The organism is Allomesorhizobium aridi (assembly GCF_043769475.1).
Taxonomy (GTDB): Bacteria; Pseudomonadota; Alphaproteobacteria; order Rhizobiales; family Rhizobiaceae; genus Allomesorhizobium.
On record NZ_CP171729.1, the window covers coordinates 2733614 to 2748737 of the forward strand.

At 63.5% G+C, this 15124-nt stretch carries 18 protein-coding genes; 6 read left to right on the forward strand and 12 right to left on the reverse strand.

Going from position 1 to position 15124, the window contains the following annotated elements; translation table 11 throughout:
* Positions 1-34 precede the first annotated feature (34 nt).
* Positions 35-2305, reverse strand: a complete 2271-nt coding sequence (locus ACG873_RS15550; protein ID WP_394892862.1) for a PBP1A family penicillin-binding protein — start codon at positions 2303-2305, stop codon at positions 35-37.
* A gap of 223 nt (positions 2306-2528) precedes the next feature.
* Between ACG873_RS15550 and ACG873_RS15555 the strand changes: the two genes are divergently transcribed.
* Positions 2529-5285: an ATP-dependent helicase gene (locus ACG873_RS15555; RefSeq protein WP_394892864.1), complete on the forward strand. Its 2757-nt coding sequence runs from the start codon at positions 2529-2531 to the stop codon at positions 5283-5285.
* Positions 5286-5298: 13 nt separating this feature from the next.
* On the opposite strand, the gene ACG873_RS15560 is transcribed toward ACG873_RS15555, so the two are convergent.
* The 3 genes from ACG873_RS15560 to ACG873_RS15570 form a co-directional block, all read right to left on the reverse strand.
* Positions 5299-6264, reverse strand: coding sequence for a hypothetical protein (locus tag ACG873_RS15560; protein ID WP_394892865.1), 966 nt, complete (start codon positions 6262-6264; stop codon positions 5299-5301).
* A 524-nt stretch (positions 6265-6788) separates the two neighbouring features.
* On the reverse strand, positions 6789-7091 hold the full coding sequence (locus ACG873_RS15565; RefSeq protein WP_394892866.1) for a DUF86 domain-containing protein: 303 nt from the start codon (positions 7089-7091) through the stop codon (positions 6789-6791).
* Positions 7091-7357, reverse strand: coding sequence for a nucleotidyltransferase domain-containing protein (locus tag ACG873_RS15570; protein WP_394892867.1), 267 nt, complete (start codon positions 7355-7357; stop codon positions 7091-7093). The genes ACG873_RS15565 and ACG873_RS15570 overlap by 1 nt, the downstream gene beginning before the upstream one ends.
* A 245-nt stretch (positions 7358-7602) precedes the next feature.
* Here ACG873_RS15570 and ACG873_RS15575 point away from each other — a divergent pair, with 245 nt between their 5' ends.
* Positions 7603-7806, forward strand: a complete 204-nt coding sequence (locus ACG873_RS15575; RefSeq protein WP_394892868.1) for a hypothetical protein — start codon at positions 7603-7605, stop codon at positions 7804-7806.
* Positions 7807-7907: 101 nt separating this feature from the next.
* On the opposite strand, the gene ACG873_RS15580 is transcribed toward ACG873_RS15575, so the two are convergent.
* The 4 genes from ACG873_RS15580 to ACG873_RS15595 form a co-directional block, all read right to left on the reverse strand.
* Positions 7908-8177, reverse strand: coding sequence for a CopG family antitoxin (locus ACG873_RS15580; protein ID WP_394892869.1), 270 nt, complete (start codon positions 8175-8177; stop codon positions 7908-7910).
* Between the two features lies 1 nt (position 8178).
* Positions 8179-8454, reverse strand: coding sequence for a toxin (locus tag ACG873_RS15585; protein WP_394892871.1), 276 nt, complete (start codon positions 8452-8454; stop codon positions 8179-8181).
* Positions 8455-8503: 49 nt separating this feature from the next.
* Positions 8504-8854 (reverse strand): DUF488 domain-containing protein, encoded by a 351-nt coding sequence (locus ACG873_RS15590; RefSeq protein WP_394892873.1) that lies wholly within the window; start codon positions 8852-8854, stop codon positions 8504-8506.
* A gap of 757 nt (positions 8855-9611) precedes the next feature.
* The gene (locus ACG873_RS15595) at positions 9612-10076 is read right to left on the reverse strand and encodes a hypothetical protein (RefSeq protein ID WP_394892875.1); all 465 of its coding nucleotides are present in this window, start codon (positions 10074-10076) and stop codon (positions 9612-9614) included.
* A gap of 173 nt (positions 10077-10249) precedes the next feature.
* Here ACG873_RS15595 and ACG873_RS15600 point away from each other — a divergent pair, with 173 nt between their 5' ends.
* The gene (locus ACG873_RS15600) at positions 10250-11110 is read left to right on the forward strand and encodes an SDR family NAD(P)-dependent oxidoreductase (protein ID WP_394892877.1); all 861 of its coding nucleotides are present in this window, start codon (positions 10250-10252) and stop codon (positions 11108-11110) included.
* 26 nt (positions 11111-11136) lie between these two features.
* On the opposite strand, the gene ACG873_RS15605 is transcribed toward ACG873_RS15600, so the two are convergent.
* The 3 genes from ACG873_RS15605 to ACG873_RS15615 form a co-directional block, all read right to left on the reverse strand.
* Positions 11137-11688, reverse strand: coding sequence for a DUF421 domain-containing protein (locus ACG873_RS15605; RefSeq protein ID WP_394892879.1), 552 nt, complete (start codon positions 11686-11688; stop codon positions 11137-11139).
* Positions 11689-11760: 72 nt separating this feature from the next.
* Positions 11761-12396, reverse strand: coding sequence for a DapH/DapD/GlmU-related protein (locus tag ACG873_RS15610; protein ID WP_394892881.1), 636 nt, complete (start codon positions 12394-12396; stop codon positions 11761-11763).
* Positions 12397-12438: 42 nt separating this feature from the next.
* Positions 12439-12927, reverse strand: coding sequence for a CreA family protein (locus ACG873_RS15615; protein WP_394892883.1), 489 nt, complete (start codon positions 12925-12927; stop codon positions 12439-12441).
* Between the two features lie 150 nt (positions 12928-13077).
* On the opposite strand from ACG873_RS15615, the gene ACG873_RS15620 reads away from it, so the two are divergent.
* The 3 genes from ACG873_RS15620 to ACG873_RS15630 are packed head-to-tail and all read left to right on the forward strand — an operon-like array spanning position 13078 to position 14776.
* Positions 13078-13239, forward strand: coding sequence for a hypothetical protein (locus ACG873_RS15620; RefSeq protein ID WP_394892884.1), 162 nt, complete (start codon positions 13078-13080; stop codon positions 13237-13239).
* A gap of 46 nt (positions 13240-13285) precedes the next feature.
* The gene (locus ACG873_RS15625; RefSeq protein WP_394892886.1) at positions 13286-13864 is read left to right on the forward strand and encodes an SCO family protein; all 579 of its coding nucleotides are present in this window, start codon (positions 13286-13288) and stop codon (positions 13862-13864) included.
* A gap of 39 nt (positions 13865-13903) precedes the next feature.
* Positions 13904-14776 (forward strand): 50S ribosomal protein L11 methyltransferase, encoded by an 873-nt coding sequence (locus ACG873_RS15630; protein WP_394892888.1) that lies wholly within the window; start codon positions 13904-13906, stop codon positions 14774-14776.
* A gap of 40 nt (positions 14777-14816) precedes the next feature.
* Here the strand turns inward: ACG873_RS15630 and ACG873_RS15635 are convergent, their stop codons facing one another.
* Positions 14817-14999 (reverse strand): hypothetical protein, encoded by a 183-nt coding sequence (locus tag ACG873_RS15635; RefSeq protein ID WP_394892890.1) that lies wholly within the window; start codon positions 14997-14999, stop codon positions 14817-14819.
* Positions 15000-15124: the final 125 nt, after the last annotated feature.

Consider the following 15124-nt stretch of genomic DNA (forward strand, 5'->3'; position numbering starts at 1 on the left):
GGAGATAGGCCCAGCCCCCAACTCAATACGGTCCCTACTTCTCGCACAACCGCCTTTGCCCGCTATAAGGCTGGAACGTGCAATCCTCGGCCCGGAACGAGCGATAGGCGCGCGAGCAGGCGCGCACATTGCACGACACCGGCGTCTCTTCCCGCGCCTCCGCCGACGCGGTCATCGCCTCCGCCCCCGGCTTGCCCTTCGTCGCCTCGGCGAGCGCGGCCGACATGAAATTCTTCCAGATCGCCGCCGGCAGTTTTCCGCCGGTGACCTCGTTCATCGGGCTGTCGTCGTCGTTGCCGACCCAGACGCCCGCCACCAACGGCTCGTTGAAACCAATGAACCAGGCATCGCGAAAATTCTGGCTGGTGCCGGTCTTGCCTGCGGCGAAACCGTCCAGGCCCGCAGCCTTGCCTGTGCCGCGCTGGACGACGAGATGCAGCAGCCCGACCAGATCCCGCTGCACGCCGCGCAGGTCGATCTCCGGCGGCTTCGGCGGCCCGACGCGGAACGCCTGCGGCTGGCCATCGCTGTGGAACGAAACGATACCCCACGGCTCGATCGGGGCGAGCCCCGCCCGCACCGAGGCGTAGGCGCCCGTCAGGTCGAGCAGGCTGACTTCCGACGCGCCCAGCGCCAGCGCCGGCGTCTCGTTGAGCGGCGCGTCGATGCCGAGTTCGCGCGCCGCCGCCACGACGTTCTTCAGGCCCACTTCCTGCGCCAGGTTGACCATCGCGGCGTTGAGCGAGCGCGCAAAGGCCTCGGCGAGGGAAACGCGGCCATTATACTCGCCGCCGAAATTTTCCGGCGTCCAGCCGTTGATCTCGATCGGCTCGTCCCTGACCCTGTCGCGCGGCGAATAGCCGGCCTTCAGCGCCGCATAGAGCACGAACAGCTTGAAGGCCGAGCCCGGCTGCCGCATGGCGGTCGCCGCACGGTTGAACTCGCTGCCGGCATAGTCGCGCCCGCCGACCATCGCCACCACCGCGCCGTCCGGCGTCATGGCGACCAGCGCTGCCTGCCCCACGCCGGCCGCCGCTTCCGAGGCGAGTCCTTCGGCGACCGCCCGCTCGGCCAGCGCCTGCAGCTTCGGCACGATGGTCGTGCGCACCTTGATCGTGCCCCTGTACGGGCCGGCGATCTCGCGTGCATCCTCCAGCACCCAGTCGGAGAACCAGCTTCCGGCGCGCTGCGCCGGGCGCGTCGGCTTGAGCGTGGCGGTTTCCGCCCTGGCGGCCCGCGCCTCGGCCTCGTCGAGAACGTCGCTCGCCACCATCACGTCGAGCGCAACCGCAGTCCGCTCCGCCGCGCCTTGAGGGTTGGTGAGCGGGCTCAGCTGCGACGGCGCGCGGATGATGCCGGCCAGCATCGCCGATTCGCGCAGGTCGAGCTGGTTCACCGCCTTGTCGAAATAGACCCGCGCCGCCGCCGGAACGCCCGTCGCGCCCGAGCCGAGATAGATGTTGTTCAGGTAGCGCGTCAGGATCTCGTCCTTGCCGAGCCGTGCTTCCAGCCAGAAGGCGATGACCAGTTCCTGGATCTTGCGCTTGAAGGTGCGGTCGCTCTCCAGATAAAGGATTTTGATCAGTTGCTGGGTGATGGTGCTGCCGCCCTCGACCACCTCGCCGGCCAAAAGATTGCGCCAGACAGCCCGCCCTACGCCGCGGAAATCGATGCCGTAATGCTCGTAGAAGCGGCGGTCCTCGACTGCCAGCACCGCGTCGACCAGATGCGGCGGAAACTCCTCGCGCTTGGCATATGCGCCCTGATACGGCCCCTGCTGCACGATCGCCGCGCCGTCGGCGCTCTCCAGCACCACCACCGGCTTCAGCGAGCCTTCGGCGATCTCCTGCCAGGGCACGTCGCGCAGCGCCCACCACAGCAGGCCGACCGCGACAGCCAGCACAGCCACCACGGAAAAGGCGGCCGCCCGCAGCCACGTAAATCGCCTGCGGCGTGCCACGATTGGCGGAGCATCGCCGTTTTCGCGGACAGCGGGAAGCCCGCGCAACCGCTCCGCTCGCGCCCCGAACAGCCCCGGCAGCCCGCGGACCGACCCGGCCAGCGCGCCGAGCCGCGCCTCCATCCGCGAGTAATCCGCCTCTCGCGCCCTGGTCCCGAGCCGCCTTGCACCCGCCGAAAACATCCTCCCCGCGCGCCGCGCCGCGGCGCCGAGATCGTGGCGCAGCGCGCTGGCGAGTTCCGCAGCCGCCTTGCCGGTGCGGCTGAAGGCAGGCCGTGCGTCCTCGCCCTCACGCGGTTCGGGCGCGGCGGGCGGCAAGGGCCTATCGCTGTCGGCGGCGCTCATTCGAGCCGTTTCCTGCCTGCCATCAATTGTCAGTCGTTCGCGCATCCCTGCATTTTCGAAGTAGCGCGCGTGGCGGTCGCGGAAAGCCCGCTCCCAAGCATTTGACCGCATGCGTTGCCCCGCCGCCACGATGCCGGCCCGCATCGGGCCAAACGCCGCGCCTGCCGGCACAAAACGGAAACGCTTCTGGTCTTTCCGCCCCGAATCACTACATTCGGTGTCAATGCCAGGTTTCCCGGACGACATGCCTTTTTTCGACGAGCCGAGCGCGCCGCCCGCCCGCCCGGCGGGCGCTCACGCGCCTTCGGGCATCGCCGCGCGCGCCATGGCCGCACGCCAGGCTTCCGCCCCGGATTATCTTCAGGGCCTGAATCCGGAGCAGCGCCTTGCTGTCGAGACCACGGAAGGCCCGGTGCTGGTGCTGGCCGGCGCGGGCACAGGCAAGACCCGTGTGCTCACCACCCGCATCGCCCACATCCTCGCCACCCGCCGCGCCTTTCCCTCGCAGATCCTCGCCGTCACCTTCACCAACAAGGCCGCGCGCGAGATGAAGCAGCGCGTCGGGATGCTGGTCGGCGAGGCGGTCGAGGGCATGCCGTGGCTCGGCACCTTCCATTCCATCGGCGTCAAGATGCTGCGCCGCCACGCCGAACTTGCCGGCCTCAAATCCGGCTTCACCATCCTCGACACCGACGATGTCGTGCGCCTGATCAAGCAGCTCATCCAGGCCGAGGGGTTGGACGACAAGCGCTGGCCGGCGCGCCAGTTCGCCATGATGGTCGACGGCTGGAAGAACAAGGGCCTCGGCCCGTCCGAAATCCCGGAGGGCGACGCCCGCTCCTTCGCCAACGGCAAGGGCCGCCAGCTTTACCAGGCCTACCAGGATCGCCTGAAGACGCTCAACGCCTGCGATTTCGGCGACCTCCTGTGCCACCCCATCCGCATCTTCCGCGCCTATCCCGATGTGCTGAAGGAATACCACCGCCGCTTCAAATACATTCTCGTCGACGAGTACCAGGACACGAATACGGCGCAGTACATGTGGTTGCGCCTGCTCGCGCAAAGGCCGGAGCCAAGGGTAGGCGGTATCCCTCCTGAAGCCCGCACTCCGATGCAGGTTCGTGATCCCGCCTCGGGCGAAATCACTTCGCATCCGGCCGAAGGCCGCAAGCCCGACCGGGCGTCGGCCGGCCAGGCCGCCCCCGCGGAGGCCAGCGCGCGAAGCGCGCGCTCGGCCGTGAGCGAAAACAGAGTCAACATCTGCTGCGTCGGCGACGACGACCAGTCGATCTATGGCTGGCGCGGGGCGGAGGTCGACAACATCCTGCGCTTCGACAAGGATTTTCCGGGCGCCACCATCATCCGGCTGGAGCGCAACTACCGCTCCACCGCCCATATCCTCGGCGCCGCCTCCCACCTCATCGCCCACAATGAAGGGCGGCTCGGGAAAACGCTGTTCACCGAAAAGATCGAGGCCGACGACGCAAAAGTCCACGTCCATGCCGCCTGGGATTCGGAGGAGGAAGCACGCGCCGTCGGCGAGACCATCGAGCAGGCGCAGCGCGACAACCATAATCTGAACGACATGGCGATCCTCGTCCGCGCCTCCTTCCAGATGCGCGAGTTCGAGGACCGCTTTGTCACCCTCGGCCTGAATTACCGCGTCATCGGCGGCCCGCGTTTTTACGAGCGCCAGGAGATCCGCGACGCGCTGGCCTATTTCCGCGTCGTCGCGCAGGGCGCCGACGACCTCGCCTTCGAGCGCATCGTCAACGTGCCCAAGCGCGGCCTGGGTGAAGCCGCCATCCGCCAGGTCCACGACACGTCTCGCGCGCTTCGCATCCCGATGCTCGAAGCGGCGGAAAAACTCGCCGAAAGCGACGAGCTGAAGCCGAAGCCGCGCGCCGCACTGCGCGAAGTCGCCGCCAATTTCGCGCGCTGGCAGGCAGCACTCGACCACACGCCGCACACCGAGCTTGCCGAGACCATTCTGGAAGAGTCCGGCTACACCGACATGTGGAAGAACGACCGCTCGGCCGAAGCGCCGGGCCGGCTCGAGAACCTGAAGGAACTCATCCGTTCCATGGAGGAATACGAGTCGCTGCGCTCCTTCCTCGAGCATGTCGCGCTGGTCATGGACGCCGAGCAGCAGGAGAACCTCGACGCCGTCAACATCATGACGCTGCACTCGGCCAAGGGCCTCGAATTCGAGACCGTCTTTCTCCCCGGCTGGGAGGAAGGCCTGTTCCCGCACCAGCGCTCGCTCGACGAGGGCGGCCGCTCCGGCCTGGAGGAGGAGCGCCGCCTCGCTTATGTCGGCCTGACGCGCGCGAAGAAGAATTTGCACATCTGGTTCGTCTCCAACCGCCGCATCCACGGCCTCTGGCAATCGACCATCCCGTCGCGCTTCCTCGACGAACTGCCCGAAGCCCATGTCGAAGTCGACGAGGGCTCATCCTCCTATGGCGGTTACGGCTCGGCCTATGGCGGCGGCTCCTTCGCTTCCGGCCGCGGCGCCAAGGGGGCAGGACGCCAAAATCCCTATGGCGCGTCGCGCTTCGACAATCTGGGCGCGGGCGGTTCCGGCTCAGGTGCCGGCGGCAACACCGGCGCGGGCGGCGGCTCGTTCTCCAACACCTACGCCACGCCCGGCTGGCAGCGCGCGCAGCAGAACCGCACCGAAGCGACCGACCGCAACTGGGGCACGCGCTCGGGCCACGCCGTCGAGCGCATTGGCTATGGCGAGACCGACAGCGGCTACGGCGCCGGCCGCGGCTCGATCAAGGGCCGCACCATCGACGGCGAACTCGTCGCCAAGAGCGTCTCCGACACCCCCTCCCCCTTCACCGTCGGCGACCGCGTCTTCCACCAGAAATTCGGCAACGGCAACGTGGTGGCGATCGACGGCAACAAGCTGACGATCGATTTTGATAAGGCGGGGCAGAAGAGGGTGCTGGATGGGTTTGTGCAGGGGGTGTGAGAGGCCGACGGGGTTAAGTCTTAGCCAGCAATTTGCTTACCGAGTAAAATGGCTCGGCCTCCAAATTCAAAGCAGTGAGCTTCTCCTTCAACAGCTTTTTGAGATCGACCTGCTCAGACAAAACAGATCGCAAATCAAACCCATCCATTAGAAATAAATTCTTACTCGGGTTCTGCTTTAGGAGCGGAACGACGTTCTCGGACCATCCATTGACAGAGAAGAACACACCCATCGTCTGTTTTCCAGAGCGTCCGATTTGCCCGAATAGGCCATCTAGTTGCCTGATATCAGCCAACCTCTCTCTCCATCGACACTCCACAATGTAGTGCCAACCCTCCATCTCAAAAGCACCGTCGATCTGCTCACCACCGCCGTTACGGCGAAACGCTTTGACTACAGCGAATCCAAAAACCCCAAATACCCGGTTGAATAGATCCTCCAGTAAATATCCGCGCTCATGCGGTTCTGCGTACGCAGCGACGTGGTCGAACTGCGCTAGAAGCAAGCTGCATTGTCGCGATATTTCCTCCCGCTTTTGGCGTTTCGCCTTTTCCTCATCCGCTTTTGCAGCAGCAGCGGCAACTTTAGTTATCTGACGTTCGCGCTCATCATACTCCTCGAGCGCCCCTACCAATCTCTGCGCCTTTTGAACCACAGCGCGAGCTTCAAACTCGTTCTGAGCGAGATGGAATGCGTTCCAGCCGGCGATAATCTGCACCAGGTTTTTTAGAACTGCGGTCTCTAGCCCTCTGATTCTGAGATTATCCAACATAGCGACGGCGGCCTCTCGCTTAGAGCGCCTATCGCCCGTGGTAGCATCGCGTTCGGTGAGGTAGCGCCGAATTGCGTCAAGCGGCACACCTGCTGGAGTCAAAAGTTCGGATGCAGACGTCTTTTTAATATGCACCAGCTTTGAAATCGCCTCGATAACGACGCGACGAACTTCAACTTCAATGCCCGAAAAGTCGATGTCTTCCAAGCGAACCTCACCAGCAATTGAAACGATTATCTGCAGCTTTGGTGATGCTAGTATCAAATAACATTAATTCTTCCATCGTGCCGGCTCATTCAGCAGAGTCCAGTGGCCGCTTCCACCACCACTTGATAAATCGCGCAAAGCCGATGACGCCGCCTATTATGGCGATGACGCTAGCGGCGGAAGTGAGTATCTGACCAAGGTCGATAGTTAATGTCATGGGAGGGCTCCTTTAGACGCAATTCGCCATTAGCAAGAATCGTCTTAAGGAGCTTTTTGGAGAGTAGCCCTCTGCCAAGAGGGGCGCAAGCGCGACAAGCCATATTGGATCACTTGGTAGGCCACATCAGGGGATAACTTGCAAATTTTAAATGAACAAAGCAAGAACATAGCTTTTGTTGACACGGTTGATTCGTTGTGCCTTGGCCAAATACCTAAAGGTGTATGAGGGGATATGGCTGCCTGGCGCGCTGCTCAAGAGCCTTTCGGCTTCTCCAACCCGACTTTGAATTCCAGCACCACCCGCCTTAGTTCCGCGAGATCGCCATTGGCATACAGATTCCTATCTCAGCGTCCACACGGTTGTAGGCATGGCGCAAGTGATTGCCGATATCGCCGATCCGTCGCCAAGGCGTCTCCGGCGCCTTCGCCTTCAATTCTGCAGGCAGGTGCCGCGACGCCTCGCTCAGTATTTCAAGAAAGCGCTCGAATGCCGCCCGCAGAATACGGTCTTTCTGCACGTCCGCAAATGTCTTGCCTTCAAGCAGGAGATAAATTTGATCGATGGCGTCGATGATGTCGCGCAGCCGGTAGACTGCGCGGTCCTCCATCAGAAAACCTCGATGAGGTCATGCTTTATGGAATCGCGAAAGCCGTCGTCGAGGCTGCGGCTCATGAATGCATTCGCCCGGATCCCGGTGGCCTTCTCGACGATACGCTCGACTCCGACCAAATTGAGTATCGAGAAACGGCTCGCTGGATCGACATCGAGCAGCAGATCGAGATCGCTTCGTTCGCTATGGTCGCCCCGCGCCCGCGAACCGAACAGCGCCACATGCGTGACGCCCTCCGCCGTAAGATCAGGGCGGATGGTCATGAGCCTTTCGACAAGAGCATCTTGCTGCATCGCTTGAATCTAATGGATTTCGCTGCCTTTTCCAATCTGGCCTCCGCTTCGCTCTCGGCTAGTGTTAGAAATAGCAAAGAGGGGCAGTGCGTTGCGATGCGATGCGCGCATTGCAACATCCCCGCCATCTTCGTGCATCAATCCCCGTTCGGCGGAACAACACGGCTGGTCTCGTGTTGAGATGACAGCCTCGAACTCAATCACGGAGAAGCGACATGCCGAACCCGGATCGGAACAAGAAAGGGAAAAAGGGCGGCGGCCCGCCTGAACAATCCGCCAAGGACATGAACGACCTGCGTCGGCAGGAGCAGGCGGAACGCGGCGGCACAGGCGGCCAGGACACGTTTGGCCAGGCCGGCGGCGAGAAGCTGCGCGACAAGCAGCAGCGCGGCGGCCAAGCCGACAACACGCGCCAGTAGCCAGGCAGCGCCCAGCAACCGCGCCGACGCGACGACCGCAATTGGGCCACGCTCTCCGAAATGCCGGATCGCTGGCTTTTTTGTCTTCGACCGAAAGGTGATCACCCCTCCACATACTTGTGCAGGATCGAATTAATCAGCGTCTGATAGGGCATCCCTTCCTCAGCCGCGCGCGCCTTCAACCGCGCGAGGTCGCGCTCGGGAACAGAGATCGAAATCCGCTGCCGCTTGCCATCCAGCGCACCCTTGGCCGCCTCGCGCCAAAACGCCCTGCGGGCCTCGACGTCGCCAACCGAAACCCACTCGCCGCGCTCGGTGCTCTCGATCAGGTCACGTTCTTCCGCCGCTGTCATCTTTCCTGCATCAGCCATGTCAGCCTCCTAGGTATTCTTTAGTTGCCTTGCGGCTTGGAAACATAGTTTTGAGGAAAACCGTTTCGCCGTCACTCACGAAGGGCACCACCCAGGCATAACCCTCGATTTCGACGACGAGTTGCCGCTGATGACGGTATCGGTTCGTATTCGGATGCACGCGCTCGTCCAGAAGCGCGCCTTCCGAAAGCGCAACGAGAATGCGTTCGAATCCAAAACCGTGTCGCGCCTTCAATTCGGCGTTCTTCTCTATGTTCCAGTCGATCGCCGGCTCCATAGCTCAATATATATTTAATACATATCAAAACGCAAATGCTTGCTGGCGCCTACCCCTCCAGCATCTCCCGGATCACCACCGCCTGGTTGTGCGACTCGTCCCTTGCCGAATAGACCAGCGTCAGCCGGCCGTTCGCCGCATGGGTGCGCAGTTCGTCGAGCAACTCGCGTTTTGCCGCGAGTTCATCGCGGTAGCGCTTACGGAACTCGTCCCACCGCGCGGGATCGTGGCCGAACCATTTGCGCAGGTCCGTCGAAGGCCCGATCTCCTTCATCCACAGATCAACCGCAGCCTTCTCCTTGCTTACTCCGCGCGGCCAGACCCGGTCGACCAGCACGCGAAACCCGGCGGATTTCGCCGGAGCGTCATAGACGCGCTTGATCGCAATCCCCATACTCATGCCAGTCTGCCTCCCTTCCCCGACCGCAAATGTGGATAGAATCCCTGTCCCTTCCGGCCCGATCGAAGAAATACGCCTTTTAGATCAGGAGGATAGAAGATTTTTGAAGAAATCTGGAGCGGCGTTTTGTTCACACATCCTGCCCCACCCGCATAATCCGTGGCATCGCCCTTGCGGGAACCGGTTCCGGACCGGGGATCGGTAGGGCGGCGGTGACCTCTCCCCGTGGATTCGGTTCCCACGGGCCTGAGGGCGTCCGACGGGCCGGCATTCCGAGCGAAGCGTCAACGCTTCGTGAACGGAAGGCGGATCATCCGCGCGTCATTGTCCATGGAAAGAACATGGAGCGGGGCGCGTGACCGGTCGACCGGGGCGACAGACACCGGCGGGGCGCGGAAGCTGCGCCACGTATTCAGTTTCGGTAGGCAAGGCCATGCGCCCCGCTTCCCGACCCCGAGCCTGTCGAAGGGCTCCCTCAATGGCCAGACGCGAGAGCGGGCGTGGCGACGGAGAGGTGCGCCTCTCCCTTCTCCCCTTGTGGGAGAAGGTGCCTGACCGAAGTGAAGGCGGATGAGGGGTGTTGGAAGAAATGAGACGGAGAACCAGGTTCTTACAAATGTCGAAGCGTGGACAATCCTCGACGTGGCGCTCCGTCCAGCAGCCCTCATCCGACCTCGCTCCGCTCGGCCACCTTCTCCCACAAGGGGAGAAGGGAGAAACGTCGGGGGCCGGTTCGTTCGTCCCGCCGGGCCCGCCCCTACTGCACGTACACCGTCACCGCGCCGTCGGCCTCGATCTTGGCCGCGACCACGCTCGACGTCTGGACCTGCTGCTTGTCGAGCTCGGTCTTCAGCGCCGGATTGGCCTCGATGGCGCTGCGCAGCTTCGTCACGTCCGCCTGCTTCTCATTGACCGTCGTCTGCAACTGGGTCGCGCTGCCGCCCAGTTCGCTGATCTTCACCACCTTCACCTCGCCCACGGCGGTGATGGTGCCGATCTGCATCGCGCTATCGGCGCTGTCGGCGATGGCGGCGGTCACGTCGGCGATGGTGGGCTTGGCCTCGATGACCTCCGCCGTGCCGGTATCCGGCGAAATGCCGCCCGTCGCGGCGTCGCTTTCGTCGGCCGGCGGCGGCTTCGTCGTGTCCTGGGCGAACGACGGAGCGGCGAAGCTCGCGGCGGCGATCAGGGACACGACGGCAAGGCTGATGATGCGCTTCATGGCGATTTCCTTCGCTTGGTCTATCCCTTACCCTCGGAAAAACCGGCGCACGCCCGGATGGTTCCGGATCGAAAGCGGGATGTGGCTCCGGAAGCGCAAAACCGAGATTGTCTTTTGAAGAAAGGGCGGCGCTCGGCTAGTGTGCCCGCTGGTCGCATTCCCGGAGCCTGTCCATGAACGCCGAAAAGAGCCTTTCCGCCATCGCGTCCGGCCGCGTCGCCGTCATCACCGGATCGGCAAGCGGCATCGGGCTCGCCACAGCCAGGCGGCTGGCGGCCCTGGGCATGAAAGTGGTGCTGGCCGACCGCGAAGGTGCGGCCCTCAACCATGCCGCCGACGCCGTCGGTGCAGTCGCACCCGGCGGCGAGGACGACGTGGCGGCGTTCGCCTGCGATGTCGCCGACCCCGACGACCTCGCCAACCTCGCCGATGGCGCTTTCGACAAGTTCGGCGAGGTTTCGCTGCTGATGAACAATGCCGGCGTCGGCGACAATCCCGGCAAGCCGTGGGAGAACCGCGACGGCTGGAAGCGGCTGGTCGAGATCAATTTTTGGGGCGCGGTGCACGGCGTCGAGGCCTTCGCGCCGCGCATGCTGGCCGCCGGCAAGCCCGGCCTCATCGTCAACACGGGCTCCAAGCAGGGCATCACCACGCCGCCCGGCAATCTCGCCTACAACGTCTCCAAGGCCGCGCTGAAAGCCTATACCGAGGGGCTGGCGCACGAACTTCGCAACACGCCCGGATCGCAGGTCACGGCGCACCTGCTCATTCCAGGCTTCACCTATACCGGCCTCACCGCGGGAGCTGCCGAGAAACCCGCCGGCGCCTGGACCGGCGACCAGGTCGCGGCCTTCATGCTCGACAGCCTCGCGCGCGGCGATTTCTACATACTGTGCCCCGACAACGAGACGCCGCGCGAGACCGACCAGCGCCGCATGGCCTGGGCGATCGGCGACATCATCGAGAACCGCCCGGCCCTGTCGCGCTGGCATCCGGACTACAAGGAGGCCTTCGAGGCTTTCCTGAAGCGCTGACGCGCCGGTGGGATCGATTTTCGGGATTATCCCGAGGGAATCGTCGCCCTGCCTTTCCTGCGGCTGCGCGCCGGATAGCGAAACACGCTCAGCCTGCCGTTCGGCTCGAAGAAGGCGCGCTCGACCTCGCCGATATTGCGCACACCGTTGAGGCGGAGCAGCGCCATAAGCTCGCGCTCGGTCAGCGTGCCGGAGCCGAGCGCCTCCTCACGGATCCTGCCCTCGCTCACCACCAGCAGCGGATCGCCCTCGACGGTCAGTTCCAGGCTCTTGTGGCGCTGGAACAGGTAGCCGGTGGCGCGGTGCAGCACGATCACCACGGTGATGACCAGCAGCCCCTGCAAAAGCCCGACATCGGGATAGAACATCGGGTCGCCCGCCGCCGACCCGACGGCGATGACCAGCACGAATTCGAACGGTCCGATCTGGCCGATGCCGCCCTGCCCGACCATGCGCGCGAGAAAGATCGTGTAGAGATACATCACGATCGTTCGCAGGATCACTTCGAGGTAGAAGACGGGATGCGCGGTCTCGATCGAACCAAGGAGAATCCGCGTCAGATCAAAACTGTATTCCATGGCGTTCCCTCGACGCGGAATATGCGAGGAATGAACGCCGCGCGGCATTGAGCGGTTCCGAGCCCGTCCGGCTTAGCGCGGCTCCCAGCGCTCCAGAAATGCCTCGATGGACAGCACCTGCATGTCGGGAACCGCATCGGCGAGTTTTGCGACCGGCCAGTCCCACCATGCCAGACGCTCGATGCGCGCCGAAATTTCGGCCGGAAAACGCAGTCTCAGCGTCCGCGCCGGAACCCCGGCGACGATCTCGTAGGCGCCGATGTCGCGCGTCACCACCGCATTCGCGCCGACCACGGCGCCATTGCCGATCGCCACGCCCGGCATGACGACCGCGCCGTGCCCGATCCAGACATCATGGCCGATTGTCACCGCCTTCGCCTGCCGCCGCTCCCTGAACGTCGCGTCGACGCCGAGATAGCGGAAATACTCGTTCGGACGGTAGCTCACCTTGTGCGTGGTCAGCCGCTCCAGCGGATGTTCGAGCACGTTGATCCGGGAATTGGCCGCGATCGAGCAGAACTTGCCGATGGTGGTGTAGATCGCCTCGGCGTGGCGTTCGAAATAGGAGAAGTCGCCGAGCGTCACCTCGCGCAGGATCACCCGCTCGCCGACGATCGAATAACGACCGAGCCGGCAGGATTTCAGCTCCGCCGTCGGGTGGATGCGCGGCTCCGGCGATTTGAAGCGGATGTCTTCCGGCTCGTCCATGACCGCGGCTTTACGCCGCCGTCGCCCGCCCGGCAAGCAGCGCTATTTTGGCTTGCCGTTGGTCCACACCACTTCCTGGCCATAAAGCGGCACTGTGGTCAGCGACATTTTCGCCGAGCCATCCTGCACCTGACGCGAATGCGAAAGATAGACCAGCGTGTCGTTGGCCTTGTCGTAGATACGGTTCACCACTTGCTGCTTCCAGATCAGGCTGATGCCCTGATTGAAGATCTCCTCGCCGTCGTCGCCCATCGAGATGTCGCCGATGGTGATCGGTCCGGTCTGCCGGCATGAAATCGACGAATCCGACGGGTCCTCGAACCAGTTGCCCTTCTGCAACCGGTCGACCATGCCGCGCTCGAAATAGGAGACATGGCAGGTAACGCCCTGCACCTTCGGGTCCGGCACCGCCTCGATGATGATGTCGTTGCCGAGCCAGTCGACGCCGACTTCGCCGACCTGCTGGGCAGAGGCGGGCAAGGCCGCGCAGACTGCAATGGCGGCCAGGAACGCAGAAACGCGAAATTGCATTGAAATCTCTTTCCAGTTGAGAACCGCCGTTCAGTTGGGATCGCGCACCGTGCCTTGCAAGAAAAAATTGGCCGACGGATCCGCATGCGCCAACAGGCAGCGGCATCATGGCCCCTTTCTGCCGGGCCTGGGCCGTACTATGTTTATGGCATGAAACAACCCGTTTCCATGCCGGTCGCCACGACCGCGAAGATCCTGGCTGGCGCCGCCGTCTTGGCAGCCGCCACCGGCTTGGCCTTCGCGTCCTGGATCGACCATGGCGCCGCCATCTTCATGACGATGGTCGAAGCGGGCATCTCCTGGTGCTTCTGATCCCGACCGCGCCGGCGCGCAACAAATCCGATTGGCGAAACCACCCATGATGCGATCCATTCTCGTCGGCATTCTCGTCCTGATGGCCGCCGGCATAGGCTGGCTTACCTTCGACTGGTACCGTTCGCAAAACGCCGGCGAGCCCTATGGCGGCCCTTTCACGCTCGTCGACCAGAAAGGCGCCGAGATCACCGAAGCTGCGTTTCGCGGGCATCCCTCGGCGGTGTTCTTCGGCTTCACCCACTGCCCCGAAGTCTGCCCGACGACGCTTTTCGAACTGGATGGCTGGCTGAAGAAGCTCGGCGACGAGGGCAAGGACATCCGCGCCTATTTCGTCTCCATCGACCCGGAGCGCGACCGGCCCGAGATCATGGATGCCTATGTCGGGAACGTGTCCGACCGCATCACCGGCATCACCGGCGATCCGGAAAAGGTAGCCGCCATGGCCAAATCCTTCGGCATTTACGCGCGCAAGGTCGATCTCGAGGGCGGCGACTACACGATGGACCACACCGCCTCGATCCTGCTGCTCGACGGCAGCGGCGATTTCGCGGGCACGATAGCCTATGGCGAGAGCGCCGACGCGGCGATCGCCAAGCTTAAGCGGCTGGCCGACGAAGGCTGACGCCTCGCGTTCTCTACTTCCCTCATTGCGAAAAAACCCATGACGCAGACCCGCCTTCACCTGACGACCGGGCGTATCGACGCCGCCCGCATCTTCGCTGCCTTCGAGACGGCGTTCGAGGAGGACGGGTTTCCACTCGCCTTGCTGGAGGTCGATGAGGCGCTCGATATTCAGGAAATCTCGCTCTATGCCGATGGCGACGTGGACGAGGCCGAGCGGCGCATGCATGCGGTTCTGGACGAGCTTTCGCTGCCCCTGACGATCAGGCGCGAGGCCGTGCCGGACGTGGACTGGGTCGCGCTGTCGCTGGAAGGGCTGAAGCCGGTGCGGGCCGGCCGCTTCTTCGTCCACGGCGCGCATGACCGGCAAAAGCGCCGCAGCGGCGATCTCGCCATCGAGATCGAAGCGGGCCTGGCCTTCGGAACCGGCCATCACGGCACCACGGCAGGCTGCCTGGAAGTGCTGGAAGAGGTGGCGCGGCGCGAACGGCCAAAAAACGCGCTCGACCTCGGCACCGGAAGCGCGGTGCTCGCCATCGCGCTGGCGAAATTCTCGCACATCCCGGTTCTGGCGACCGATATCGACCCGGTCGCGACCAGGGTGGCCGCCGACAATGTCAGGCTGAACGGTGTCTCGGCGCTGGTGAAAACGGCAACCGCACCGGGCTTTCATCACCCGGTCTTTTCGCAGCGTGGGCCGTTCGACCTGATCGTCGCCAACATACTGGCGAAGCCGCTGATGCGACTAGCACCGCAAATGGCTCGGCATCTGACGCCTGGCGGCTCCATCGTGCTTTCAGGCATTCTGGAACGTCAGCGCAATGCGGTGCTCGCCGCCTATGCCGGCCAGAAATTCCGACACGTCCGCACCCTTGCGCGTGAAGGCTGGGTGACGCTGCACCTGAAGCGGTAGTCGATACGAAAAGGCGGCCCGGAGGCCGCCTCGAAACCGTTCAGATGTAATACGCTGTGTTGCGCTTCGACAGCTCTTCGCGGGTGTAGCCGCTGGCCTTGAGGGACTTGTCGTCGAGCCCCAGCAACGCGCCGGCCACATAACGGTCAGCCTGGCGCTGGCGCGATGCGACGAAGGCGTTGAACGCGGATTTGAAGAAGCCGGATTTCGTACGGGTGGTCATGGACGCTCTCCTTTCAGAGATCGAATTGTCCTCTTGCCTGAAAGATAGGCTTTCACCACCTGCGCCGGAATAGACCGGAACGCATGGCTCTCCTTCGTTTTTTGCATATGCGAAGACCCGCCGTG